The sequence below is a fragment of the Pedococcus sp. P2_F6 genome, assembly GCF_056403675.1.
This window is the reverse complement of sequence record NZ_JBFUEZ010000004.1, coordinates 284,766-308,118: the sequence shown is the minus strand read 5'-3', so window position 1 is coordinate 308,118 and position 23,353 is coordinate 284,766. Positions and strand designations below refer to the sequence as shown.

General features: G+C 70.1%; 21 protein-coding genes. 12 read left to right on the top strand and 9 right to left on the bottom strand.

What is annotated here, in order from left to right:
- Positions 1–39 precede the first annotated feature (39 nt).
- The gene (locus tag AC1DWP_RS12955) at positions 40–1,008 is read left to right on the top strand and encodes an ABC transporter ATP-binding protein (RefSeq protein ID WP_477614884.1); all 969 of its coding nucleotides are present in this window, start codon (positions 40–42) and stop codon (positions 1,006–1,008) included.
- On the top strand, positions 1,005–2,594 hold the full coding sequence (locus AC1DWP_RS12950) for an ABC transporter permease (protein ID WP_477614883.1): 1,590 nt from the start codon (positions 1,005–1,007) through the stop codon (positions 2,592–2,594). The genes AC1DWP_RS12955 and AC1DWP_RS12950 overlap by 4 nt, the downstream gene beginning before the upstream one ends.
- 8 nt (positions 2,595–2,602) lie before the next feature.
- On the opposite strand, the gene AC1DWP_RS12945 is transcribed toward AC1DWP_RS12950, so the two are convergent.
- Positions 2,603–3,712, bottom strand: coding sequence for a mannose-1-phosphate guanylyltransferase (locus AC1DWP_RS12945; protein ID WP_477614882.1), 1,110 nt, complete (start codon positions 3,710–3,712; stop codon positions 2,603–2,605).
- Positions 3,713–3,812: 100 nt separating this feature from the next.
- Between AC1DWP_RS12945 and AC1DWP_RS12940 the strand changes: the two genes are divergently transcribed.
- From AC1DWP_RS12940 to AC1DWP_RS12915, 6 genes are all read left to right on the top strand, one after another.
- Entirely contained in the window at positions 3,813–4,955 is a 1,143-nt protein-coding gene (locus AC1DWP_RS12940; RefSeq protein ID WP_477614881.1) for a glycosyltransferase family 4 protein, read from the top strand.
- A gap of 167 nt (positions 4,956–5,122) precedes the next feature.
- The gene (gene sdhC, locus AC1DWP_RS12935) at positions 5,123–5,500 is read left to right on the top strand and encodes a succinate dehydrogenase, cytochrome b556 subunit (protein WP_477614880.1); all 378 of its coding nucleotides are present in this window, start codon (positions 5,123–5,125) and stop codon (positions 5,498–5,500) included.
- A 16-nt stretch (positions 5,501–5,516) separates the two neighbouring features.
- Entirely contained in the window at positions 5,517–5,987 is a 471-nt protein-coding gene (locus AC1DWP_RS12930) for a succinate dehydrogenase hydrophobic membrane anchor subunit (RefSeq protein WP_477614879.1), read from the top strand.
- A gap of 37 nt (positions 5,988–6,024) precedes the next feature.
- Positions 6,025–7,800, top strand: coding sequence for a succinate dehydrogenase flavoprotein subunit (sdhA, locus tag AC1DWP_RS12925; RefSeq protein WP_477614878.1), 1,776 nt, complete (start codon positions 6,025–6,027; stop codon positions 7,798–7,800).
- The gene (locus tag AC1DWP_RS12920) at positions 7,800–8,582 is read left to right on the top strand and encodes a succinate dehydrogenase iron-sulfur subunit (RefSeq protein ID WP_477614877.1); all 783 of its coding nucleotides are present in this window, start codon (positions 7,800–7,802) and stop codon (positions 8,580–8,582) included. Before sdhA ends, AC1DWP_RS12920 begins: the two co-directional genes overlap by 1 nt.
- A 96-nt stretch (positions 8,583–8,678) precedes the next feature.
- Entirely contained in the window at positions 8,679–9,989 is a 1,311-nt protein-coding gene (locus AC1DWP_RS12915) for a D-alanyl-D-alanine carboxypeptidase family protein (protein WP_477614876.1), read from the top strand.
- A 4-nt stretch (positions 9,990–9,993) separates the two neighbouring features.
- On the opposite strand, the gene AC1DWP_RS12910 is transcribed toward AC1DWP_RS12915, so the two are convergent.
- Genes AC1DWP_RS12910 through AC1DWP_RS12875 form a run of 8 tightly spaced genes read right to left on the bottom strand, consistent with a single transcriptional unit; the run spans position 9,994 to position 17,934 of the window.
- Positions 9,994–11,073, bottom strand: a complete 1,080-nt coding sequence (locus AC1DWP_RS12910; protein ID WP_477614875.1) for a YihY/virulence factor BrkB family protein — start codon at positions 11,071–11,073, stop codon at positions 9,994–9,996.
- A gap of 1 nt (position 11,074) precedes the next feature.
- The gene (locus tag AC1DWP_RS12905) at positions 11,075–11,590 is read right to left on the bottom strand and encodes a 2'-5' RNA ligase family protein (RefSeq protein ID WP_477614874.1); all 516 of its coding nucleotides are present in this window, start codon (positions 11,588–11,590) and stop codon (positions 11,075–11,077) included.
- Positions 11,591–11,613: 23 nt separating this feature from the next.
- On the bottom strand, positions 11,614–12,636 hold the full coding sequence (gene trpS / locus AC1DWP_RS12900; protein WP_477614873.1) for a tryptophan--tRNA ligase: 1,023 nt from the start codon (positions 12,634–12,636) through the stop codon (positions 11,614–11,616).
- A gap of 13 nt (positions 12,637–12,649) precedes the next feature.
- Entirely contained in the window at positions 12,650–13,999 is a 1,350-nt protein-coding gene (locus tag AC1DWP_RS12895) for an alpha-galactosidase (protein WP_477615303.1), read from the bottom strand.
- On the bottom strand, positions 13,894–14,736 hold the full coding sequence (locus tag AC1DWP_RS12890) for a glycoside hydrolase family 36 N-terminal domain-containing protein (RefSeq protein WP_477614872.1): 843 nt from the start codon (positions 14,734–14,736) through the stop codon (positions 13,894–13,896). Before AC1DWP_RS12890 ends, AC1DWP_RS12895 begins: the two co-directional genes overlap by 106 nt.
- Positions 14,733–15,656 (bottom strand): carbohydrate ABC transporter permease, encoded by a 924-nt coding sequence (locus tag AC1DWP_RS12885; protein ID WP_477614871.1) that lies wholly within the window; start codon positions 15,654–15,656, stop codon positions 14,733–14,735. The genes AC1DWP_RS12890 and AC1DWP_RS12885 overlap by 4 nt, the downstream gene beginning before the upstream one ends.
- On the bottom strand, positions 15,653–16,549 hold the full coding sequence (locus AC1DWP_RS12880) for a carbohydrate ABC transporter permease (RefSeq protein ID WP_477614870.1): 897 nt from the start codon (positions 16,547–16,549) through the stop codon (positions 15,653–15,655). Before AC1DWP_RS12880 ends, AC1DWP_RS12885 begins: the two co-directional genes overlap by 4 nt.
- 32 nt (positions 16,550–16,581) lie before the next feature.
- Positions 16,582–17,934 carry an ABC transporter substrate-binding protein gene (locus AC1DWP_RS12875; RefSeq protein ID WP_477614869.1) on the bottom strand — a complete coding sequence of 451 codons (1,353 nt, stop codon included), beginning with the start codon at positions 17,932–17,934 and terminating at the stop codon, positions 16,582–16,584.
- Positions 17,935–18,224: 290 nt separating this feature from the next.
- Here AC1DWP_RS12875 and AC1DWP_RS12870 point away from each other — a divergent pair, with 290 nt between their 5' ends.
- The 4 genes from AC1DWP_RS12870 to galK are packed head-to-tail and all read left to right on the top strand — an operon-like array spanning position 18,225 to position 23,336.
- Positions 18,225–20,210 carry a beta-galactosidase gene (locus tag AC1DWP_RS12870; RefSeq protein ID WP_477614868.1) on the top strand — a complete coding sequence of 662 codons (1,986 nt, stop codon included), beginning with the start codon at positions 18,225–18,227 and terminating at the stop codon, positions 20,208–20,210.
- Positions 20,210–21,022, top strand: a complete 813-nt coding sequence (locus AC1DWP_RS12865; protein ID WP_477614867.1) for a DeoR/GlpR family DNA-binding transcription regulator — start codon at positions 20,210–20,212, stop codon at positions 21,020–21,022. The genes AC1DWP_RS12870 and AC1DWP_RS12865 overlap by 1 nt, the downstream gene beginning before the upstream one ends.
- Positions 21,019–22,176 carry a galactose-1-phosphate uridylyltransferase gene (gene galT / locus AC1DWP_RS12860; RefSeq protein ID WP_477614866.1) on the top strand — a complete coding sequence of 386 codons (1,158 nt, stop codon included), beginning with the start codon at positions 21,019–21,021 and terminating at the stop codon, positions 22,174–22,176. The genes AC1DWP_RS12865 and galT overlap by 4 nt, the downstream gene beginning before the upstream one ends.
- A complete protein-coding gene (gene galK / locus AC1DWP_RS12855) occupies positions 22,173–23,336 on the top strand; it encodes a galactokinase (protein ID WP_477614865.1) in 1,164 nt (387 codons plus the stop codon). Before galT ends, galK begins: the two co-directional genes overlap by 4 nt.
- The last annotated feature ends 17 nt before the right edge of the window (positions 23,337–23,353 follow it).

Here is a 23,353-nt window from a genome sequence, read left to right as displayed (position 1 = left end):
TCATTCAGAGTTTTCTGAAAACCGTGTATCGTCGGAGCCATGGCACATGTCATCGAGGCAACCGGCCTCATCAAGAAGTTCGGCGCCACGACCGCCCTCGACGGCCTCGACCTGACGGTCCACGAGGGCGAGGTCCACGGCTTCCTCGGCCCCAACGGAGCCGGGAAGTCCACCACCATCCGGGTCCTGCTCGGCCTGCTCCGGTCCGACGGCGGCACCGTGACCCTGCTGGGACAAGACCCGTGGAAGCACGCCACCGAGCTGCACCGACAGCTGGCCTACGTGCCCGGCGACGTCGTCCTGTGGCCCAACCTGACCGGCGGCGAGGTCATCGACCTGCTCGGTCGGCTGCGCGGCGGGATCGACGAGGGCAAACGCGACAAGCTGCTCGAGGCGTTCGAGCTCGACCCCACCAAGAAGGGTCGCTCCTACTCCAAGGGCAACAGGCAGAAGGTCGCGCTCGTGGCCGCGCTGGCCTCCGACGTCCCCCTGCTGGTCCTCGACGAACCCACCTCGGGGCTCGACCCGTTGATGGAGAAGGTCTTCCAGGACCACCTCACCCAGGTGCGAGCGGAGGGCCGCACGGTCCTGCTCTCCAGCCACATCCTGTCCGAGGTCGAGACGGCAGCCGACCGGGTCAGCATCGTCCGGGCCGGGCGGATCGTCGACTCCGGCACCCTCGCCGACCTGCGACACCTCACGCGCACGAGCATGACGGCGACGCTCGCCAGGCCCGTCGCCCAGACCGAGGCCTCGCGCTGGCCCGGTGTCGACGCCGCCCGACAGGACCGTGACCGCCTGCTGTTGTCGGTCGAGACCAGCGCCGTCGGCGACGTGCTCCAGCGACTGGCACCCCACGGCATCCAGGCGCTGACCTGCCAGCCGCCGACCCTCGAGGAGCTCTTCCTCTCGCAGTACCGCGACACGGTCGGCGACGGTCGGCACGACCACGATGTCCCGAACGGCCGCGCCGCCCAGGCCGCTCGGGAGGAGGAGGTGTCGGCATGACGTCCCTCGTCGGCACCGGACCACTCCTGCGGCTGGCGTGGCGTCGTGACCGCTGGATCGTGGTGGCCAGCGTCCTCGCCCTGGTGGCGACGGCGTACGGGTCGATGGCGGCCACCCTCGACCTCTATCCCACCGACGCCGAGGCCGCCTCGGGCGCTGCGGTGATGGTCGACAACCCGTCGCTGACCGCGCTCTACGGGCCGCTGCCCTCCGCGACCGCCGCCGGGATCGGCGTGCTCAAGACGGTGATGATGGGCAGCCTCTTCACGGCGTTCCTCGCGTTCGCGATCGTGCGACGGCACACCCGCAGCGAGGAGGAGGACGGCCGGTTCGAGCTCGTCGCTGCCGGCGTCGTGGGCCGCCGGGCCCCGCTCGCCGCCGCCGTCGGCCTCGCGACGATGACCGTGCTCGCGACCGGGCTGCTCTCCGCACTGAGCCTGGTCGCGACCGGTGTCGACCTGACCGGCGCGCTGGCGCTCGGCGTCGTCGAGGTCGTCGCCGGACTCGTGATGACCGGCATCACCGCCATCGCAGTCCAGCTCACCTCGACCACCCGCGGCGCCGGTGGCATCGCGGTCGGGGCGCTGGGCCTGGCCTTCCTCGTCCGTGCGCTGGCGGACACCACCCAGGGCGGGGGCCAGCACCTCGTCTGGCTGTCGTTCCTGGGCTGGGCCGAGAAGGTCAGCCCGTTCGGCGCGAACCGCTGGTGGCTGCTCCTGCCGGCCGTCGTCGCGACGGCCGCCCTCCTCGTCGTCGCCGACGTCCTCCTGCACCGCCGCGACCTCGGCTCGGGCCTGTGGGCCGCGCGACCGGGGCCGACTCGTGCCTCCGCGGCGCTGAGCACCCCGCTCGGCCTCGCGTGGCGGCTCCAGCGTGGCGCACTGCTCGGATGGAGCATCGGGTATGTCGTCGTGGGCCTGGCCGTGGGCAACATCGCCAGGTCCGTGGACCAGATCGCGAGCAGCCCGGGCATCGAGGAGATGCTGCGGAAGATGAGCGGAGGGCAGGGCTCCCTGGTCGACGTGTTCTTCGGGACCGAGCTGCGGTTCCTCGCGATCGGGGTAGCCGGCTACGGCATCGCGACGGCCCTGCGCCTGCGGTCCGAGGAGAGCGCGGGGCGCGCCGAGGTCCTGCTCGCCACCCCGGTGAGCAGGTGGCAGTGGGTCGGCAGCCACACCCTCATCGCCGCGTTGGGCTCGGTGTGGCTGCTCGCCGTGGTCGGAACGGCCGCTGGGCTCACTGCCGGTGCCGTCAGCAGCACCGGAGTGGGGCAGCTGCTGCCGGCTGCCCTCGCGACGGCACCCGCGGTGCTGGTCTGCGTGGCCCTGACTGTCCTGCTGTTCGGACTGCTGCCCCGGTGGTCGACCTTCGCCTGGGGAGTGCTCGCGGTGTTCGTGCTGCTGGGCGAGCTCGGGGCGCTGCTGCGCCTGCCGAGCTGGATGCTGGCGATCTCGCCGTTCGACCACCTCGGCAGCCTGCCGGGCGGCGACGTCAACGCCGCTGGTCTGGTCGCCCTGGTCGTGGTGGCGCTCGTGGTCGCAACCATCGGCTTCACGCAGTTCCGCCGCCGCGACCTCGCAACCTGAACCCAGGGTCAGAGGAGGTCGGTGCGCCCCTCGGACCGCAGGGCGTCGACGACCGCCTTGACGTCCTGGGCGCGTTCACGGGACATCACGAGCAGCGCGTCCGGGGTATCGACCACCACGACGTCCTCGAGGCCCACCAGCGCCACGACCCGGCCGGTTCCGGGCACGACGATGCCGGTCGAGTCGACCACGCGCACGTCGGACGCATCGCCGAGGACGCGCGTCCCCGGCATACCGGCGGCGTCGGTCAGCAAGGAGCCCAGGGAGCTGAAGTCGCCCACGTCGTCCCAGCCGAACCCGCCCGGCACCATCGCGACCCTGCCCTCGGCAGCAGCGGGTTCGGCGACGGCGTGGTCGATCGCGATCTTCTCGAGCCCCGGCCACAGCTCGTCCAGCCGACCCGGGTCGGCCGCGAGCGCCCGGGCTCCCGCCGCGAGCTCGGGGTGCCACTGCGCCAGCAGGTCCAGCAGCACGGTCGCCTTCACGACGAACATCCCGGCGTTCCACCGGAACCGACCCGTAGCGAGGTACTCCTCGGCCCGCGCCCGGTCGGGCTTCTCGACGAACTGGCTGACCGCCGTGGCCGGTCCCTCGCCGAGCAGGGAGCCCATCTCGATGTAGCCGAATCCCGTTGCGGGATGGGTGGGTTCGATGCCGATCGTGACGACGAAACCCTGCTCCGCCACGCGAACGGCTTCGGCGACACAGGCCCGGAAGTCCTCCTCGTCCGCGATCACGTGGTCCGCCGCGAACGAACCCAGCACCGCCTCGGGGTCACGCGCCTCGAGCACTGCCGCCGCCCACCCGATCGCGGCCATGGAGTCCCGCGGCGCTGGTTCGGCCAACAGCTGGTCCGGGGGCAGGTCGGGCAGCTGCTCCGCCACGGCCGCCCGGTGCGAGGCACCGGTGACGACCAGCACCCGCGAGCCTGTCAGCGGGGTGAGCCGGTCCCAGGTCGCCTGCAGCAGGGAGCGTCCCGAGCCGGTGAGGTCGTGCAGGAACTTGGGCGACCCGGCGCGCGACAGGGGCCACAGCCTCGTCCCGGCGCCCCCGGCGGGGATCACCGCCCAGAAGCGGTCGTTCACTGGTGCAGCCTGACTCGTCGCCGCCGATGACATGGCCGGAACGCTAGCCCACGCACCAGCCCGTCACCTGCCGCTCACCCGACACACCCCCAGCCGTGGCCGTCACCTCACCGGGGTTGCCGACGCTGGTCGTGTGCGCGTAGCCATCGTCACCGAGTCGTTCCTGCCCTACCTAAACGGGGTCACGACCAGCATCTGCCGCGTTGCCGAGTGCCTGCGCGACCGTGGCCACGAGGCGCTCATCCTCGCCCCCCGTCCGGCCCCGACCCACTACGCCGGGTATGCCGTCCACGGCCTCGCGTCCGTGCCCGTTCGTCAGTTCCCTGTCGGGCTGCCGATGGGCGGCGAGGTCGAGGCGGCGCTGGCCGACTTCGCGCCGGACGTCGTCCACGTGGCCTCGCCGTTCGTGCTGGGCGCGAGTGCGCTGTCGGCCGCGGCACGGCTCGGGCTGCCGACCGTGGCGGTCTACCAGACCGACATGCCCAGCTACATCCGCCAGCACGGCCCGGGGGCGGTGGGACGCGGCGCCGCCCGGGCGGCCTGGCGCTGGATCCGCAGGATGCACGAGATGGCCGACCTGACTCTGGCCCCCTCGTCGGCGACCCTCGCCGAGCTGCAGGCGCACGGCATACCCCGCACGGCTCTGTGGGCCCGGGGAGTGGACGCCGCCCTGTTCCATCCCGGGTGGCGCGCGGACGCGGGCACCCGCGCACTGCGCCGCTCCCTCGCCCCGGAGGGGCAGGTGCTCGTGGGCTACGTCGGACGGCTGGCCCCCGAGAAGGAGCTCACCCGACTGGCGGCCCTCGCGGGCCTCCCGGGGCTGCGCGTGGTGATCGTGGGCGAGGGGCCCACCCGCCACGACGACGCCGCGGCCCTCACCGCTGCCGGCGTCGACGCGGTCTTCCTCGGCCGACGCGAGGGCGACGACCTCGCGAGGGCGTATGCCGCGTTCGACCTCTTCGTGCACACCGGCACCCGGGAGACCTTCGGGCAGACCCTGCAGGAGGCCGCGGCGACGGGGCTGCCCGTCATCGCCCCGGCTCGGGGCGGCCCCCTCGACCTCGTGGACCACTCGCGGACCGGGCTCCTCTTCGACCCGGACCACCCCGACGCACTGCGCGACGCGGTCGCGCACCTGGCTGGCGACCGGGCCAAGCGGGTGGCGATGGGTGAGGCCGGTCGGCTGCGGGTGACCCCCCGGAGCTGGGCGTCGCTGACCGACCAGCTGCTCACCCACTACACCTCGGCCCAGCGCGCCCGGTCCCTCGCCGGCTGAGTCGCGCCGCGACCACGCGGCATACCAGCGGGTAACCGGGCCTGTCTGGTTTCTCACAGGCAGGCCGTTCACGGTCCCGGCGGCCGGGCCGATAACCTGACGGGCGAACTACGGCCCTCGACGCTCGCCGACGACTGCCGTGACATCTGCTTCGAAAGGGACGCGCAGTGGCGCAGGCAGCCAACGGGACCCTCTACCGCGGCCGTGAAGGCATGTGGTCGTGGGTGGCCCACCGCATCAGCGGCGTACTGATCTTCCTCTTCCTGTTCGCGCACGTGCTCGACACGGCGCTGGTGAGAGTCTCCCCCGAGGCCTACAACGAGGTGATGGGTGCTTACAAGAACCCCGTCGTCGGGCTGGCGGAGGCCGGGCTGGTCGCCGCCGTGATCTTCCACGCGCTCAACGGCCTGCGCATCATCGCCGTCGACTTCTGGGCCAAGGGCCCGAAGTACCAGCGACAGCTCTTCTGGGCCGTTGCCATTGGTTTCGTCGTGTTGTTCGCGCCCTTCGCGATCCGGCACCTGACCGTCGTGTTCACGCACTGAGAGGCGGGCGGAACTCATGAGCGCCACCACCGAGACCAACTACCACGCCGGCCCCGACGCCGTCTCTGCCAAGAAGTCCCGCTACCGCCGGGTCTCCAAGGGCCGCGGCAACTTCGAGCTCTGGTCGTGGGTCTTCATGCGGGGCAGCGGGATCCTGCTGCTCGTCCTCGTGTTCGGTCACCTGTTCGTCAACCTCATGCTGGGCGAGGGCATCCACGGCATCGACTTCGCGTTCGTCGCCGGCAAGTGGAGCAGCCCGTTCTGGCAGACGTGGGACCTGTTGATGTTGTGGCTTGCGGAGCTGCACGGGTTCAACGGGGTCCGGACGATCATCAACGACTACACCGAGAAGGACCGCACCAGGTGGATCCTCAAGGGTCTGCTGGTGGCGAGCGCACTGCTCGTCATGGTGCTCGGCACGCTGGTCATCTTCACCTTCGACCCGTGCCTCGACCCCTCCTCCACCCTCTCCGTGTGCGCACGATGACCACGGTCGACCCAGGAACGCGAAGGAAACAGCACTGATGCAGACGCACAAGTACGACGTCGTCATCGTCGGGGCCGGCGGCGCGGGCATGCGTGCCGCGCTCGAGTCGAGCACCCGCACCCGCACCGCGGTGCTGACCAAGCTCTACCCGACCCGGTCCCACACCGGCGCGGCGCAGGGTGGCATGTGCGCCGCCCTCGCCAACGTCGAGGAGGACAACTGGGAGTGGCACACCTTCGACACCGTCAAGGGCGGTGACTACCTCGTCGACCAGGACGCGGCCGAGATCATGTGCCGCGAGGCCATCGACGCGGTCATCGACCTCGAGAAGATGGGGCTGCCGTTCAACCGCACGCCCGAGGGCAAGATCGACCAGCGCCGGTTCGGTGGGCACACGCGCAACCACGGTGAGGCCGCCGTCCGCCGGTCCTGCTTCGCGGCGGACCGCACGGGCCACATGATCCTCCAGACGCTCTACCAGAACTGCGTCAAGCAGGGCGTCGAGTTCTACAACGAGTTCTACGTCCTGGACCTGCTCATGAACACCGGAGCGGACGGCGTGCAGCACACCGCCGGGGTCGTGGCCTACGAGCTCGCCACCGGCGAGCTGCACGTCTTCCAGGCCAAGTCGGTCGTCTTCGCCACCGGCGGCACCGGCAAGGTCTTCAAGACCACCTCCAACGCGCACACCCTGACCGGTGACGGCATGGGTGTCGCCTTCCGGCGCGGCATCCCGTTGGAGGACATGGAGTTCTTCCAGTTCCACCCGACAGGCCTGGCCGGCCTGGGCATCCTGCTGTCCGAGGCGGCGCGTGGTGAGGGCGGCATCCTCCGCAACGCCGACGGCGAGCGGTTCATGGAGCGATACGCCCCCACCATCAAGGACCTCGCGCCCCGCGACATCGTCGCCCGTTCCATGGCCAACGAGGTCCGCGAAGGGCGCGGCGCAGGTCCCAACAAGGACTACGTCCTGCTCGACCTGACCCACCTCGAGCCGGCCCACATCGACGCCAAGCTCCCCGACATCACCGAGTTCGCCCGCACCTATCTCGGCGTCGAGCCCTACACCGAGCCGGTCCCGGTCTATCCGACCGCGCACTACGCCATGGGTGGCGTCCCGACCAACGTCGAGACCGAGGTGCTGCGCAACAACACCGACGTCGTCCCCGGCCTCTTCGCCGCCGGCGAGGTCGCCTGCGTCTCCGTGCACGGCTCCAACCGCCTCGGCACCAACAGCCTGCTCGACATCAACGTCTTCGGGCGCCGGGCCGGCATCGCCGCCGCGGAGTATGCCGCGAACGCGCCGTACGTCGACCTGCCGGCCAACCCCTCGACCTTCGTCGAGGCGATGGTCGAGGGCATCCGCACCCGCGACAGCGGAGAGCGCGTGGCCGACCTGCGCCGGGCCCTGCAGGAGACCATGGACCGCAACGTCCAGGTGTTCCGCACCGAGGCATCCATGAAGGAGGCTCTCGGCGTCATCGACGAGCTCAAGGAGCGCTACGCCCACGTCGTCGTCCAGGACAAGGGCAAGCGCTACAACACCGACCTCCTCGAGGCCGTCGAGCTCGGCTTCCTCATCGAGCTGGCCGAGGTCATCACCCTCGGGGCGCTGGCCCGCAAGGAGTCCCGCGGCGGTCACTTCCGCGAGGACTACGAAGCCCGCGACGACGTGAACTTCATGCGGCACACCATGGCCTACCGCGCGCCCGTCGCCGACGACGAGCAGGGCCCGAAGTTCGCGGACGAGGTCCGCCTCGACTACAAGCCCGTGACCGTCACCCGCTACCAGCCGATGGAGCGCAAGTACTGATGACCGCCACCACGACCGAGACGACCTCCGCAGGCACGACCGGCAAGGACGCCCCCAAGTCCGGCGCCGTCCCATCCTTCACGGTCACCCTGAAGATCTCGCGCTACAACCCCGAGACCGACAGCGAGCCGCACTGGGAGACCTACCAGGTCACCTCGCACGCCACCGACCGCATCCTCGACGCGCTGCACCAGATCAAGTGGGACCAGGACGGCTCGCTGTCGTTCCGCAGGTCCTGCGCCCACGGTGTCTGCGGCTCCGACGCCATGCGGATCAACGGCAAGAACCGGCTCGCCTGCAAGACGCTGATCAAGGACGTCAACCCCGACAAGCCGATCACCGTCGAGCCGATCAAGGGCCTTCCCGTCGAGAAGGACCTCATCGTCGACATGGAGCCGTTCTTCGACGCCTACCGCGAGGTGATGCCGTTCCTGATCACCGAAGGCAACGAGCCCACGCGCGAGCGCATCCAGAGCCAGGCCGACCGCGACCGGTTCGACGACACGACCAAGTGCATCCTGTGCGCCGCCTGCACCACGAGCTGCCCGGTGTTCTGGAACGACGGCCAGTACTTCGGCCCGGCCGCCATCGTCAACGCCCACCGGTTCATCTTCGACACCCGCGACGACGGTGGCGCGCAGCGCCTCGAGATCCTGAACGACAAGGAGGGCGTGTGGCGCTGCCGCACGACCTTCAACTGCACCGACGCGTGCCCGCGTGGCATCCAGGTGACGCAGGCGATCCAGGAAGTGAAGCGCGCGCTCCTGACTTCGCGCTTCTGAACCTTGGCCCACGTGACAGCGTCGTCGCGTAGCCGCGCCGTGGGGCGTCGCGGTCACCGAGCTGGGCGCTTGCACCTCTCGCAAGCTCGTTTTACGGTGCTGCGCGCCCATCTCGGCACCCACTCCGCGAAGGTGCGGCGCGCGCTCCTCGGAGTCATCGTCTCGGGAGTCGCGATCTCGGTGGGGGTCGCAGTCCCGGGCTCGGCGGTCGCGCTCTCGCCTGCCGCCCACTCGCTGGTGAAGCCGACGCCGTCGGCGACGACGAAGGCGCTGCCCACTCCTGCGAGCACCGTCGATCCGCTGGTGTCGGTCGGGGGGCCGCGGTTGGCTTCGATGGGGGTCGTCACGGACCTGCCGGCGGGGGTTCCGGCCCCGCCCACGCTGCGGGACGTGTCGTGGGTGCTGGCTGACCTCGACTCGGGGAAGGTGGTCGCGGCGAAGGCTGCGCACGCGCGGTTGCTCCCGGCGAGCACGCTCAAGGCCCTCACCGCGCTGACCCTCATCCCGCGGGTGCCTGCTGGACGCAAGATCGTCGTGTCCCAGGCGGATGCCAGTGCGGACGGCACCCGGGTCGGGCTGGTGCCCGGCCTGCCCTACACGGCGGGGCAGCTGTTCCAGGCGCTGCTCATGGCGTCGGGCAACGACGCGGCATACTCCCTCAGCGAAGCCGGCGGCGGCAGGGAGGCGACGCTGGCCGCGATGAACGAGGACGCGGCATACCTCGGGGCGCATGACACGATCGCCAAGGACCCGTCCGGCCTGGACCGACCCGGGCAGACGTCGAGCGCCTACGACCTGGCGCTGATCGGCCGGGCGGCGTTGCAGCTCAAGGACTTCCGCACTTACGTCACGACCAAGCAGGTCGACTTCCCCGGTGGCGTGGACCCCAAGACGAAGAAGCGCGCCACCTACAAGGTCAACAACCACAACAAGCTGCTCTACAACTACGACGGCACCATCGGCGTGAAGAACGGCTACACCGAGGCTGCCAACCGCACCTTCATCTCGGCTGTCACCCGAGGTGGCAAGACCTACCTGCTCACCGAGATGTACGGGCTCGACTCGTCGTGGCGTCCCCAGGCGGCGATGTACGACTGGGCGTTCGCCTACGGCGACAAGGCCAAGGCGGTGGGCGAGCTCGTCGCGCCCGGCACGGTCACGGCGTCGCCCACCCTGGTGCCGAGCACGACCTCGCCCGCCCTGACCGGCCCCGGCCCGGCGGGCCCGCACACGCAGGCTGTGACACCGGCGGCCGCGCTGCCCGGCACGGAGCGGGCCTCCGCGTTCCCGGGCGGATGGGTGGGACCGTCCACGGCGACGCTCCTGCTCCTGGCGATGCTCGTCGTGCTGCTCCGCCTGCGCGCCCGGCGGCGCTCGGTGAGGGCACGCCGCGGGCGTTACCGCTGAGGGTTCACCTCCGGCGAACCAGGCTCCGTATGCCGCGCCCCAGAGTCCCCAGCGCCACCGCACCGACCGCACCCAGCACGGCACCCGCCGCCACACTGGTCCGGTCCGCGGCACGCTGGCCGAAGGTCGGCAGCCCGGCGTCGGTGCGCTCGCGGATGCTGTCCACCGGCTCCGGAGCGGGCCCTTCGGCGAGCTTGGCCGCCTGACCCCGGCTGAGGCCGTCGCCCCCGACGGTGTCGAGGTCGTTGGCTGCCCAGGCCGCGGAGATGAGGATGACCCGCGACATGAGGTTCAGCCACACGAGCAGGCCCGCCACGAGGGCGAACCCGAGATAGAGCTTGTTGCTGGTCGTGCTCGCGAGCAGCACGGTCCCGAACTTCTTGAGCACGGTCAGGCCGATCCCGCCGAAGACGGCGCCGTCGCGCAGGGCCCGCCACGGGAGTCGGATGCCCGACAGGAGGCGCAGCATGATCGCCACGAGGCCCCCGTCGAGCGCGATCCCCACGACGAACGCGACCACGGTGAGCACCCAGCCCTGACCCCCCAGCCCGACGAGGTCTGCAACCCAGGTCGCGGCAGCACCGGCGATCGCCCCGACCCCGGCGGAGAGCAGGATGCCGACGCCGAGCAGGACCAGGACCCCGATGTCGCGCAGCTTGGCGAGGACGGGGTTGCCTGAGCCTCCCTCCACCCCGAAGATCGCCCGGATCCCGTCGCGCAGCGCGCTGAGCCATCCGGTCCCTGCCAGGACGAGGCCGACCACCGAGACGATGCCCTGGATGGACAGGGTCGCGCCGGTGGGCACATTGACGTCGATGATGCCGTCGGGCTGCGCGTCGGTCTTGACGAAGCCGGGGAGCAGGTCGTTGATGGCGTTCTTGGTGTCGTCGAGCAGCTGCGGCTGGCTCCGCAGCACGATGCCGAAGACGGTGAAGGCCAGCAGCACCGCGGGGAAGATCGAGAAGAAGGCGAAGTACCCCACGCCACCCGCGAGCAGGTTGCCGCGGTGGTCGCCGTACCGCTTCCAGGCACGCCAGACGTGGGTTGTCTGGAACCGGGCCCACCAGGCCTTGAGCGTGCGCACGTCAGCGTCCGTTCAGGGCGAACGACCGCACAGGTCGCCAGACGCCGTCGGCGCCGTGCTCGTAGAGGTGGAACTCGTCGACGTCGAAGGTGCACTCGAAGTCCGCCAGCTCGGCGAACGCCCGGTCGAGGTTGTCCTCGGAGACGTGGTGGGCGACCGTCACGTGGGGGTGGTAGTAGAAGTCGAGCTTGCGCTTGAGCGGGCCGCGCCGCACTTCCTTCTCCAGCAGCTCGCAGTCGGCGAGCCCTCCGGAGACCTGGACGAAGACGACCGGTGAGATCGGCCGGAAGGTGCCGGTGCCACGCAACACCATGTGGAACGAACGCCCCTGGGTGGCAACGGCTTCCAGGTGCTCCACCACCGTCGACAGGTCCTCGCCCTCCACCTCGGTGGGTGGCAGGAGCGTCACGTGCGTGGGGATGGACTCGGCGAGGGGGTCCCCGAAGGAGGCCCGCTTGCCCTGGAGCATCTCCGCATGCGGGGAGGGGATGGCGATGGACACACCGATGGTGGGCACGACGGCGACCCTACCGAACGCTCTCAGCGAGCACTGGGCAGCAGCCCCACGGCCGCGCGCACCCGAGCCATCGTGGCCTGGGCCACCTCGCGGGCCCGATCGGCTCCGTCGGCCAGGATGCGGTCCAGCTCGGCCGGGTCGGCCAGCAGCTCGGCCATCCGCGTCTGGAAGGGCGTCAGGCGGTCGACCACCACGTCGGCGACCTCCTTCTTGAGGTCGCCGTAGCCGCGCCCCGCGAACGAGGCCGTGAGGTCCTCGATCGAGGTGCCCGAGAGCACTGAGTGGATGACGAGCAGGTTGGACACACCGGGTTTGGCGTCCGGGTCGTAGCGCACCTCGCCATCGGTGTCGGTGACGGCCGAACGGATGTTCTTGGCGATCTTGCCCGGGTCCTGCATGAGGTCGATGAGGCCCTTGGGCGAGGACCCCGTCTTGCTCATCTTGGCCGTGGGCTCCTGCAGGTCCATGATCTTGGCGGCGCCCTTGACGATGTAGGGGTCAGGCACCACGAGGGTCTCGCCGAAGCGGGTGTTGAAGCGCTCCGCGAGGTCGCGGGTGATCTCGAGGTGCTGGCGCTGGTCCTCCCCGACAGGCACGTAGGCCGCGTCGTACATGAGGATGTCGGCGGCCATCAGCATCGGGTACGTGAGCAGCCCGACGTTGGCGTTCTGGCCCTTGGCGACCTTGTCCTTGAACTGGGTCATCCGGCGCGCCTCGCCGTCCGCGGTGAGGCAGTTCATCACCCAGCCGAGCTCGGCGTGCTCGGTGATGTGGCTCTGGCAGAACACGGCCGACCGCTTGGGGTCGACGCCACCGGCGATGAACTGCGCAGCCGTCGCCCGCGTGCGCTGGCGCAGCACCTCGGGGTCGGTGGGCACGGTCAGCGCGTGCAGGTCGGCCACGAAGTAGAAGGCGTCGAAGTCGTCCTGCAGCGTGACCCAGTTGACCAGTGCCCCGAGGTAGTTGCCGAGGTGCAGGGAGTCGCTGGTCGGCTGCATCCCGGACAGGATCCGGGGCAGCACGGCGGGCGCGGACGTTTCAGGCATGCGCGCCATTCTGTCAGGTCAGGTGCAGGAGGAAACCTTGGGCGGGGGACAGCACCGGCAGGGCGAGGCCGACGTCGCCCAGCGCCGCGCCGCTGACGCGGACGCCGTCGGAAAGCCCTGCCTCCCACCACTGGGGGCCCCCGGCCTGCGTCACGGCGGGCAGGCCCGCCTCCTGCCGCACCCGCACGGTGTAGGTGCGGGTCGGGTCGAGCCCGGGCAGGGCGACCAGCCCGGGTGCCACCGACGGCCCGCTGTGGGTCCGCAGGACCATGTATGCCGCCGCCTCACCTCCTGCGGCGACGGTGCCGGTCACGAGCAGTCCCGACTCCTCGGGCAGGTCTGCCCGAACGAGGTCCCCCGTGTGCAACAGGGGTCGCAGCTCGCGGTAGAGCCCGGACCAGGCGGACAGGGCGTCGAGCTCCTCGGGAGTGCACGTGGTGATGTCCCACTCGAGTCCGGCATGGCCCTGGAGTGCGACCAGCATCCGGAAGGACAGGTCCAGCGTGCGGTGGGTCGTGTGTGCGGTCGCCGGCCCCACGTGCGTCCCCATGAGCTCGGCGGGGACGAGCAGCGACGTCCATCGCTGGATCGCCGTGCGCTCCAGCGCGTCGTTGCAGTCACTGGTCCACACCCGGTCGGTGCGGGCCAGGACCCCGAGGTCGACGCGGGCACCACCGCTGGAGCAGGACTCGATCTCGAGGTCCGGGTGGGCGGCGCGCAGCCGGTCGAGCAGGTCGTAGAACGCCCGCGTCTGCGCGTGGACGGCGGGGCGGTCGACGCCGCTGGCGTCGCTCCGCACGGCCTCGTGCAGGTCGCGGTTGTGGTCCCACTTGATGAAGTCGATGCCGAGCTCGGTCACCAACGCGCTGATCTGGCCCTCGACGTGGGCGGCAGCCTGCGGGTTCGCGAGGTCGAGCACGTACTGGTCGCGTGACGGCCGTGGATGGCCCGCCCGGGGGCCGAGCACCCAGTCGGGGTGGCCGCGCACCAGGTCGGAGTCGAGGTTGACCATCTCGGGCTCGAACCACAGCCCGAACTCCATGCCGAGTCCCTTGACGTGCTCGACGAGGGGCTGCAGCCCCTGTGGCCACATCTGCTCGGAGACCACCCAGTCCCCCAGCCCGCTGTGGTCGTCCCGCCTGCTACCGAACCACCCGTCGTCCAGGACGAACCGCTCCACCCCGATCTGCGCCGCGGTGTCCGCCAGTCCCGTGAGGCGCTCGAGGTCGTGGTCGAAGTAGACGGCCTCCCAGGTGTTCAGGACGAGGGGGCGTGGCTCGTTGCTGTGGGTCGCCGTCTCCCGCTGGCTGCGGTGCAGCCGCCGCGACAAGCCGTCGAGACCGTCGAGGGCGTGGACGAACACGACCTCCGGAGCCGTGTACGTCTCCCCCGGCGCGAGCCGCACCTCACCGGGCTCGAGCAGCTCGCCGCCGCCGAGGACGGAGGCGTGCACTCCGGCGCCCTCGGGCAGGCGCTCGGTGAGGTGCTCGTGGTTGCCGCTCGGGTGGGGGGGGGGCGGGTGCGCCCACGCCGCGAGGCCCTCAGGTGGGTGCCGTCCTGCAGCCTGGACCGCTGCGGAGCCCGCTCGCGGCACCAGCGGCCGGTGAGGTCGAGGACCTCTGTGGCCCTCGAAGGCAGAGGCAGCAGGGCACGGAGGGCACCCACGTCCAGGGACAGCTCGGCGGCGTCCCCATCAGGACGGTTGGTGACCGACTGCGAGACGCGCAGGACGCCGTGGGCGTCGAGGGTGTGCCGCAGCCGCACCTCGGTGGCGCCGTCGCGAGCCGTCATGACGAGGGAAAGGTCGTCGTCCTGCTCCGTGGTCACCACCCAGCGGGGAGCGGCAGCCCCGCCGGCGCGGTGCGCGGCATACCCGGGGGTGCCCAGCCAGCCGTCGCCTGAGGTGGGTAGGACGGTCAGTGGCCACGGCTCGTCGAGGGCGTTGTGTGGCACGGGCCCGCGCACGATCCCGGCGAGCTCGGCGGCGACACCGTCGGGCAGGTCGGCGCCCCAGTGGATCACGCTGGGCAGACCCTCGTCGGGGATCTCGTAGACCAGGCACGTGCCGGCGGACCGGAGGACTGCGGTCTGCGAGGTCATCCCTTGGTGGCTCCCAGCGTCAGGCCTGCGACGAACTGCTTCTGGAGCAGGAAGAAGATGATCAGGGTCGGCAAGGCTATGACGACCGAGCCGGCGGCGACGAGGTTGTTGTCGGTGAAGAACTGACCGCGGAGGTTGTTGATCGAGCTCGTCACCGGGAACTTGTCACCGGACTGCAGGAGCACGGTCGCCCAGAAGAACTCGTTGTAGATCCAGGTGACCTCGAGGGTCGCGAGGGCGGCGAGAGGGGGCCGGCACAGCGGCAGCGTGAGCTGGAAGAACTGGCGCAGCACGCCGGCACCGTCGACCACCGCGGACTCGTAGAGCTCGCGGGGAAGGGTCTTCATGTAGTTGGACAGGACGAACGTGCAGAAGCCGGTCTGGAAGGCCACGTTGACGAGGATCAGCCCCCAGTAGGAGTTGAGCAGGGTGCCCGACTCGCTGAACCAGAACGGCACCTCGATGGCGCGGAACATCCGGTAGACGGGGATGAGCAGGGCCTGCGGCGGCAGCAGGTTCGCCGCGGTGAACAGTCCGAGCAGTGCGAGGTTGAACTTGAACGAGAACCTCGCGACGACGAAGGCCACACAGCAGGAGAGGAACAAGGTCAGCAGCACGGCCGGCACGGTGATGTAGGCGGAGTTGAGCATCGTGTGGGAGAAGTTCGCCTGCTCCCAGGCGTTCTTGTAGTTGGCGAGCGTGAATCCGCCGAAGGACAGGTAGCCGTGCTTCGCGGTGTAGGCGTAGTCCCGGAAGCTGTTCAGCACCGCGTAGCCGACGGGGAAGATCCAGACCAGCGCCACGACGGCCAGGAACACCTGGATGACCCGGTTGCCCTTCTTCGTGCCGACACCCTGCGGACGCTTGCTGGAGAGCGGGTTGGCGCTTCTCGGCACGGTGACATCGACGACGTCGCTCATCGCTGCTCCCTCATGACGATGCGTAGGTACAGGACGATGAAGATCGAGGAGATGATGAGCATGAAGGTTGCCAGCGCCGAGCCGAAGCCGATGCGGCTGGCCTCACCGACGATGTTGGACGTGACGAGCGTCGAGATCAGCTCGAGGCCGTTGCGCCCCTTGTTGATGACCCACACGAGGTCGAACGCGCGCAGGGACTCGATCACGGTGACGACGAGCACGATGATGTTGATCGGGAACATCACCGGGAAGACCACCTTGAAGAACGTGGTGCGCTCGGTCGCGCCGTCCACCTTGGCCGCCTCGCGCAGCGTCGGGTCGACGCCCTTCAGTCCCGCCAGGTAGAGCAGCATGATGTAGCCGACATGTCGCCAGCTGGAGGCGATCAGGGCCGCCCAGAGGTTGTACCGCTGGTCGCCGTACCAGTCGATGCTGCCACCGGTGATCTGGTTGATGAAGCCCTGGTCCCGGCTGTAGATCAGCTGCCAGATGAAGCCGACCAGCGCGAGGGACAGCACCACCGGCAGGTAGATCGCGGTCTGGTAGACCCGCGACCCCCGCACCTCACGATCCAGCAGCACGGCCAGGAACATCCCGATGGGCGTGGCGATGAGGAACATCACGGCGAGCCAGATCAGGTTGTGCTGCAACGCCGGGACGAACGGCGGGTAGATGGTGAGCACGTCCTTGTAGTTCCTCAGCCCCACGGACTTGGCCGAGGTGATCGGGCCGATCCCGTCCCAGTTGGTGAAGGAGAGCAGGACCGACCCGATCGCCGGCACCACGACGAGCCAGAGCACCAACAGCGTCGGCACCCCGATCATCAGGGACACGACGACCCGGTCGACCGGGCTGAGGTGGTCGATTCCCTTGTATTTCGAACGTCTGGCCACGGGTGCTCCTCGGTTGCGTCGGCGTCTTCGCGTCAGCTCGCGAAGATGCTCTGCTTCTGCTTCTCGATGTTGTTGACCAGGCCGTCGATGTCCTTGGGGTTCTTGAGGAAGGACTGGATGGCGGGGATCATCACCGTGGAGGCGAAGTCGGGGCGGGTGTCGCGGTCCATGAACTGGGCGATCGACTTGGCCTGCGAGACGAACTCGACCGACTTCTTCTGCAGCGAGGTGTATGCCGTCTTGTCCGCCTGGTCGTTCGTCGCGATCACGCTCGGGTCGGCCTTGACGACGATGTTCTGCGCCGCGGCGGAGCCCACGTAGCCGAGGAGCTTCTTGGCGCCGGCCTCGTTCTTCGGACGCTTGGCCATCATGTAGCCGTCGATGGGCGCCTCGATGGCGTCCGCGCCGATGGTGGAGTCGATCTCGGGGAAGTTGAAGAAGGTGAGGTCCTCCTGCTCCGCCCCCTTGCCGAACTGTTGCGCGACGAAGGAGCCGAGCAGGTAGGTGCCGGCCTTCTTCTGCTGGAGGGCCTGGGCGGCCTCCTGCCAGGTGCGGCCGAGCGAGTCGGGCTGGTGCAGGTCGAGCAGGCCTGCCCAGGTGTCGAAGACGGCCTTGACCTTGGGGCTGTTCCAGGCCTCCTTGCCGGCCATCAGGTCGACGTGGAACTGGTAGCCGTTTACCCGCAGGTTCAGCTGGTCGAAGGTGCCCATGGCCGGCCAGCCGTCCTTGTCGCCGAAGGCGATCGGGACGAGGCCGTCCTTCTTCATCTGTGCACCGAGGGCCTTGAACTCGTCGAGCGTCTTGGGCTCCTGGTAGCCGTGCTGCTGGAACACGCTCTTGCGGTAGAACATCGCCCACGGGTAGTACGTCGAGGGGACGAAGTACTGCTTGCCGTCGTCACCCGTCGAGGACTTCTTGAGCGCGTCGGACATCCCGGCCCCGGACAGGTCCTTCCAGACGTCGGTGACGTCACCGGCCAGCCCCTTCGAGGCGAAGAACCGCATGCGGTAGCCCGCGAACCACATCCAGACGTCGTCGGGCGAGCCCTGGAGGTAGTTGTTGATGTTCTCCTGGAAGGAGTTGTGGTCGATCGTGTTGACCTTGGCGGTCAGGCCTGCGTTCGCCTTCTGGAAGGCGTCCATCACGGCCTGGATCGCTGCCTTCGGCACGGCGTCGGACTGGTTGGAGCCCACGGTCACGGTGCCGGTCGCGGCGCCGCCACTCTTGGCGCCTCCGTCGCCACCGCAGGCCGCGAGCAGCGACGGTGCCGCCAGGAGGGTGCCGGCGCCGAGCGCGCCGCGCAGGAGAGTCCGACGGCTGACGCCGCGGACAGAGGCGGGAACGAGGCTGGCGAGGTACTCGGCCTCTGATGTCGGGCGGGTCATTTCGGGTCTCCTTTGACACGGGCTTGACACGGGTTGCATCGGCGGGTGACCGAATCGGTCAACTCACAGTTTCGATCAAAAACCACCAACAACACCCGAGGATGGTGGCCACGTCCACCCGTGTCAAGACTTTCGGCCCACTCGGTTCATCTGACGGACACGGCGCGAGATCGGCTCAACCACGCGGCATACGCTCCCTTGGAGCGGGAAACTGGAAGCCACGACACCCATGGGACCAACATGTTGATTTTTGTTGACATGGCTTCGTGCGCAGCGCCAGACTGGCGCCCATGCGTTCATGGCCGAGCCGTCGGATCGCCCTGGGTGGCGACTACAACCCCGAGCAGTGGCCGCGTGAGGTCTGGTCCGAGGACATGGAGCTCATGCGCGAGTCGGGGGTCTCCTTCGTCACCCTTGGAGTCTTCTCCTGGTCGTGGCTCGAGCCTGCCAAGGGCGAGTACGACTTCGCCTGGCTCGACGACATCATGGGCCTGCTCCACTCCAACGACATCGCCGTCGACCTGGCCACCGCGACGGCCACCCCTCCGCCGTGGCTGTCGGCCGCGCACCCGGAGATCCTCCCCGTCGACCACGAGGGCCACACGCTGTGGCCGGGCAGCCGCCAGGCGTGGTGCCCGAGCTCGCGCGTGTACCGCGAGTACGCCCTGGCCCTGACCACGCAGCTGGCTCAGCGCTACCACGACCACCCAGCCCTGGCGATGTGGCACGTCTCGAACGAGTACGCCTGCCACAACATCCCCTGCTACTGCGACACCTGCGCGGCCGGCTTCCGGCTGTGGCTGCAGCGCCGCCACGAGACCCTCGAGAAGCTGAACGACGCCTGGGGAACGGCGTTCTGGAGCCAGCGCTACACGGACTGGCAGCAGGTCCTGCCGCCTCGGCTGACCACGACGTTCGGCAACCCCACGCACGTGCTGGACTACAAGCGGTTCCAGTCCGACACCCTGCTCGACTTCCACCGCAGTGAGAAGGCGATCCTCGCGGACCTGTCCCCGGGCGTCCCCGTCACGACCAACTTCATGACGCTCGCCCACTTCGACCACCTCGACTACCACCAGTGGGCAGCTGAGCAGGACGTCGTCAGCACGGACCACTACATCGTGAACACGCTGGAGCACCCCCGCGCGGAGCTGGCCTTCAGCGGCGACCTCACCCGCGGCCTCGCAGGCGGAGCGCCGTGGATGCTCATGGAGCACTCGACCAGCGCGGTCAACTGGCAGCCGGTCAACCCCGCGAAGGCGCCCGGGCAGACCCTGCGCGACAGCCTGGCCCACGTGGCCCGTGGTGCCGACACCCTCGGCTTCTTCCAGTGGCGTCAGTCGCGCTCGGGTTCCGAGAAGTTCCACTCGGCACTCGTGCCGCACGCAGGTCGTGACAGCGCCCGGTTCCGCGAGGTCGTCGAGCTCGGCCAGGTCGCCCAGCGGCTCGGCGAGGTGCTCGGGTCCCGGGTCGAGTCCGACGTCGCCATCCTCTGGGACTACCAGGCCCAGTGGGCCGCCTCGGGTCCAGCGATGCCGTCGAGCGAGCTCGGCTACGGGACGACCGCGCACGCGATCCACCGGCTGCTGCGGGAGCGCGGCGTCACCACCGACGTCGTGCACCCCAGCGCCGACCTCACGGCCTACCAGGTCGTCGTCGTCCCCACGCTCTACCTCGTCAGTGACGAGCACGCGGCCGCCGTCGCGGCCGCGGCGGCTGCGGGCGCCCAGGTGCTGGTGACCTTCTTCTCCGGCATCAGCGACGACAACGACCACGTGCGGCTCGGTGGCTACCCCGGTGCGTTCCGCGACCTGCTCGGGGTGCGTGTCGAGGAGTTCTTCCCCCTCATGGACGGCGACGAGGTGTCCGTCGGCGGGGGCACCGGCCGCCGGTGGAGCGAGGACGTGGCTGCCGTCGACGCCGAGGTGCTCGACAGATACACGGACGGACCGCTCGAGGGTCGTCCCGCGGTCACGCGCCGAGCCGTCGGGTCGGGAGCGGCGTGGTACCTCAGCACCCTGCTCGACGACTCCGGGCTCGGGTCACTGCTGGACTCGGTGGTCGGCGCGGCCGGCGTAGTCCCTGCTGCTGACGTGCCGGTCGGTGTCGAGGCGGTCCGACGCACCAGCGATGATGGCTCGTGGCTGTTCCTCGTCAACGACACCGACAGGGCACAGCGCGTCGCCGTGACCGGTCACGACCTGGTCGCCGACCGTCCGTTCGGACCGGACACCGCTCTGGCCGCTGGTGCGGTCGCCGTCATCAGGGAGGACTAGTGCTCGCCAGCCAGCGCCGCGCCACGATCCTGGGCCTCGTCGAGGACAGCGGCGCCGTGCGGGTGTCCGAGCTCGTCGACCAGCTCGGCGTCTCGGACATGACCGTGCGCCGCGACATCGAGCAGCTGGCGGCCGAAGGCCTGGTCGAACGTGTCCACGGTGGGGCCCTGGCCATGGGCCGGCGCAGCAGCGAGGAGCCCGGGTTCACCGCGAAGTCCGCGCTCATGCAGGCGCAGAAGCACGCCATCGCCCAGACCGCGGCCCAGCTCGTCGAACCCGGCGCCGCGATCGGCATCTCCGCCGGGACGACGACCTATGAATTCGCGCGCGCCGTCCGCAACATCCCCGACCTCACGGTCGTGACGAACTCCATCCCCGTGGCGCAGCTCCTGCACGAGTCGGGCGCGCCCGGCCAGACGGTGGTGCTCACCGGCGGGGTGCGCACGCCGTCGGACGCGCTCGTCGGCCCCGTCGCGGTCGCCGCGCTGCGCATGCTGCACGTCGACCGGCTGTTCCTCGGCGTGCACGGCATGGACGCCTCTGCGGGCCTCACCACCCCCAACCTCGTAGAGGCCGAGACCAACCAGGCTCTCGTCGACGCGGCTCGCCGGATCTGCGTCCTCGCCGACCACACGAAGTGGGGCACCGTCGGTCTCAGCACCATCATCCCGCTCTCCGCGGTGGACCTGTTGGTCACCGACCCGGGACTCACCCCGCGGGCCCGCAAGGCCGTCGGCGACGCCGGGGTGGAGATGGTCCTGGCCACCCCTGCCACGACGAGGACGCCGCGTTCGCAGAGGAGGCACGCATGAGAGCGCGGCGCACCAGCCGTCAGCTCGCCGACGGACGCGAGATCATCTACTTCGACGACTCCCCCGAGGCTCCCGAGCGCACCGCCGAGGACAGCCGGCCGCTCGGGGAGCGGGCCGCGTCGGGCGAGATCCGTCACGACGCCCTCGTCGGCGACTGGGTCGCCGTGGCCGGGCACCGCAGCAACCGCACCTTCCTGCCGCCCAAGGACGAGTGCCCCCTGTGCCCCAGCGGGGCGGGCAGCGTCCCCTCCGAGGTGCCCGAGTCGGCCTACGACGTGGTGGTCTTCGAGAACCGGTTTCCCTCGTACTCACCCATCTCGGTGCTGTCCGGTGACGGGCGGGGGCCAGCTGGCCACGGCGATGGCGATGGCGATGGCGAGCTCCTCCGGAGCCGGCCCGCGCTCGGCCGCTGCGAGGTGGTCTGCTTCACCAGCGACCACGAGTCGACGTTCGCCGACCTCACCCCTGAGCGCGCCCGCACGGTCATCGACGCGTGGGCGGACCGCACGGCGGAGCTGGGTGCGGTCGCCGAGATCGAGCAGGTCTTCTGCTTCGAGAACCGCGGCCAGCAGATCGGCGTCACGCTGAACCACCCCCACGGCCAGATCTACGCGTATCCCTATGTGCCACAAAGATCGGCCGCCATCCTGACACAGGCGACCGCGCACCACGCACGCACTGGCCGCCTCCTCGGAGCCGACATCCTGGCGGCCGAGCTGGACGCCAAGGAGCGAGTGGTGATCGACACCGAGCACTGGACGGCCTACGTGCCCTTCGCCGCGCGGTGGCCGGTGGAGGTGCACCTCGCCCCCCGCCGGGACGTGCCCGACCTGCCCTCCCTCACCGATGTCGAACGCGACGACCTCGCCCAGGTCTACCTCGACCTCCTGCAGCGCCTGGACCGCTACTACGTCGCCAAGGACGGCAGCCCGATCCGGTTGCCCTACATCGCTGGTTGGCACCAGGCCCCCACCCGTAAGGGGCGCGACGTCTCCCGCCTTCACCTCCAGGTGATGTCGGTGCTTCGCTCCCCCAAGAAGCTCAAGTACCTCGCCGGCTCGGAGTCAGGCGTCGGCGGCTGGGTGAACGACGTGCCTCCCGAGCAGATCGCGGCGCGGCTCCGCGACGTGGCGCCACGCGAGGTCGGCCTGTGAGGGCCGATACCGCAGCAGAGCTGTTCCGCTCCACCTTCGGCTCCCCCCCGTCGGGCGTGTGGTCCGCCCCCGGCCGGGTCAACCTGATCGGCGAGCACACCGACTACAACGGCGGGCTCTGCCTGCCGATCGCACTGCCGCACCGCACGTTCGCGGCTGTCCGCCGACGCGACGACGACCTGGTGCGCATCGTGTCGGCGCAGGCCGACGACCTGGTGGAGGTGACCCTGGCCGACGTGGCACCCGGCGTGCCGGGCGGGTGGGCGGCATACGTCGCCGGGGTGCCGTGGGCCCTGCGCAAGGCGGGGTATGCCGTGTCCGGCCTCGACGTGGCCGTGGACGGCCGCGTGCCGCTGGGGGCGGGGCTGTCCAGCTCGGCGGCCCTGGAGTGCGCGGTGGGGGCTGCGGCCTCCGACCTGTTCGAGCTGGGTCTGCTCTCCGGGGACGGCGGCCGGACTGCGCTGGCAGCGGCCTGCGTCGAGGCCGAGAACACCATCGCACTGGCACCGACCGGCGGCATGGACCAGTCCGCCGCGCTGCTCGCCCGGGCCGGTCACGCCCTGTTGCTCGACTGCAGGGACGGGCACACGGAGCAGGTGCCGTTCGACCTGTCTGCCCACGGACTCGCCCTGCTCGTGGTCGACACCCGTGCGGAGCACGCCCTGGTCGACGGCCAGTACGCCGAGCGGCGCACCTCCTGCGAGGCGGCCGCCCACGAGCTCGGCGTCGCAAGCCTGCGCGAGGTGTCGGCCGAGGACCTCGAGGACCGCCTGTCCGCCCTGTCCTCCGACCTGCTGCGCCGACGCGCACGTCACGTCGTCACCGAGATCGCGCGCGTCGAGGAGGCCGCGGCTGCCTTGCGGAGCAACGACTTCCGAGCGGTGGGCAAGCTCTTCCTGGCCTCGCACGCCTCGATGCGCGACGACTTCGAGATCTCGGTGGCGGAGCTCGACACGGCAGTGGAGTCGGCCGTCGGCGCCGGTGCCCTCGGCGCCCGGATGACCGGCGGCGGGTTCGGGGGTTCAGCCATCACGCTGGTGTCCGCCGACCGCGCCGCCGCCGTTCAGTCCGCCGTGGAGGACGCCTTCGCTGCCAAGGGTTTCCGCGCCCCTGACTGCTTCACGGTGATGGCTTCCGAGGCAGCCCGCCGCGACCGCTGACCCAGCCTCTCCCTCAC

Bases quoted from the DNA above. Each gene is read 5' to 3' on its own strand.
- AC1DWP_RS12955 (WP_477614884.1), top strand. From the start codon at position 40: ATGGCACATGTCATCGAGGCAACCGGCCTCATCAAGAAGTTCGGCGCC.
- AC1DWP_RS12950 (WP_477614883.1), top strand. From the start codon at position 1,005: ATGACGTCCCTCGTCGGCACCGGACCACTCCTGCGGCTGGCGTGGCGT.
- AC1DWP_RS12945 (WP_477614882.1), bottom strand. From the start codon at position 3,712: ATGTCATCGGCGGCGACGAGTCAGGCTGCACCAGTGAACGACCGCTTC.
- AC1DWP_RS12930 (WP_477614879.1), top strand. From the start codon at position 5,517: ATGAGCGCCACCACCGAGACCAACTACCACGCCGGCCCCGACGCCGTC.
- sdhA (WP_477614878.1), top strand. From the start codon at position 6,025: ATGCAGACGCACAAGTACGACGTCGTCATCGTCGGGGCCGGCGGCGCG.
- AC1DWP_RS12920 (WP_477614877.1), top strand. From the start codon at position 7,800: ATGACCGCCACCACGACCGAGACGACCTCCGCAGGCACGACCGGCAAG.
- trpS (WP_477614873.1), bottom strand. From the start codon at position 12,636: ATGCCTGAAACGTCCGCGCCCGCCGTGCTGCCCCGGATCCTGTCCGGG.
- AC1DWP_RS12890 (WP_477614872.1), bottom strand. From the start codon at position 14,736: ATGACCTCGCAGACCGCAGTCCTCCGGTCCGCCGGCACGTGCCTGGTC.
- AC1DWP_RS12885 (WP_477614871.1), bottom strand. From the start codon at position 15,656: ATGAGCGACGTCGTCGATGTCACCGTGCCGAGAAGCGCCAACCCGCTC.
- AC1DWP_RS12875 (WP_477614869.1), bottom strand. From the start codon at position 17,934: ATGACCCGCCCGACATCAGAGGCCGAGTACCTCGCCAGCCTCGTTCCC.
- AC1DWP_RS12870 (WP_477614868.1), top strand. From the start codon at position 18,225: ATGCGTTCATGGCCGAGCCGTCGGATCGCCCTGGGTGGCGACTACAAC.
- galT (WP_477614866.1), top strand. From the start codon at position 21,019: ATGAGAGCGCGGCGCACCAGCCGTCAGCTCGCCGACGGACGCGAGATC.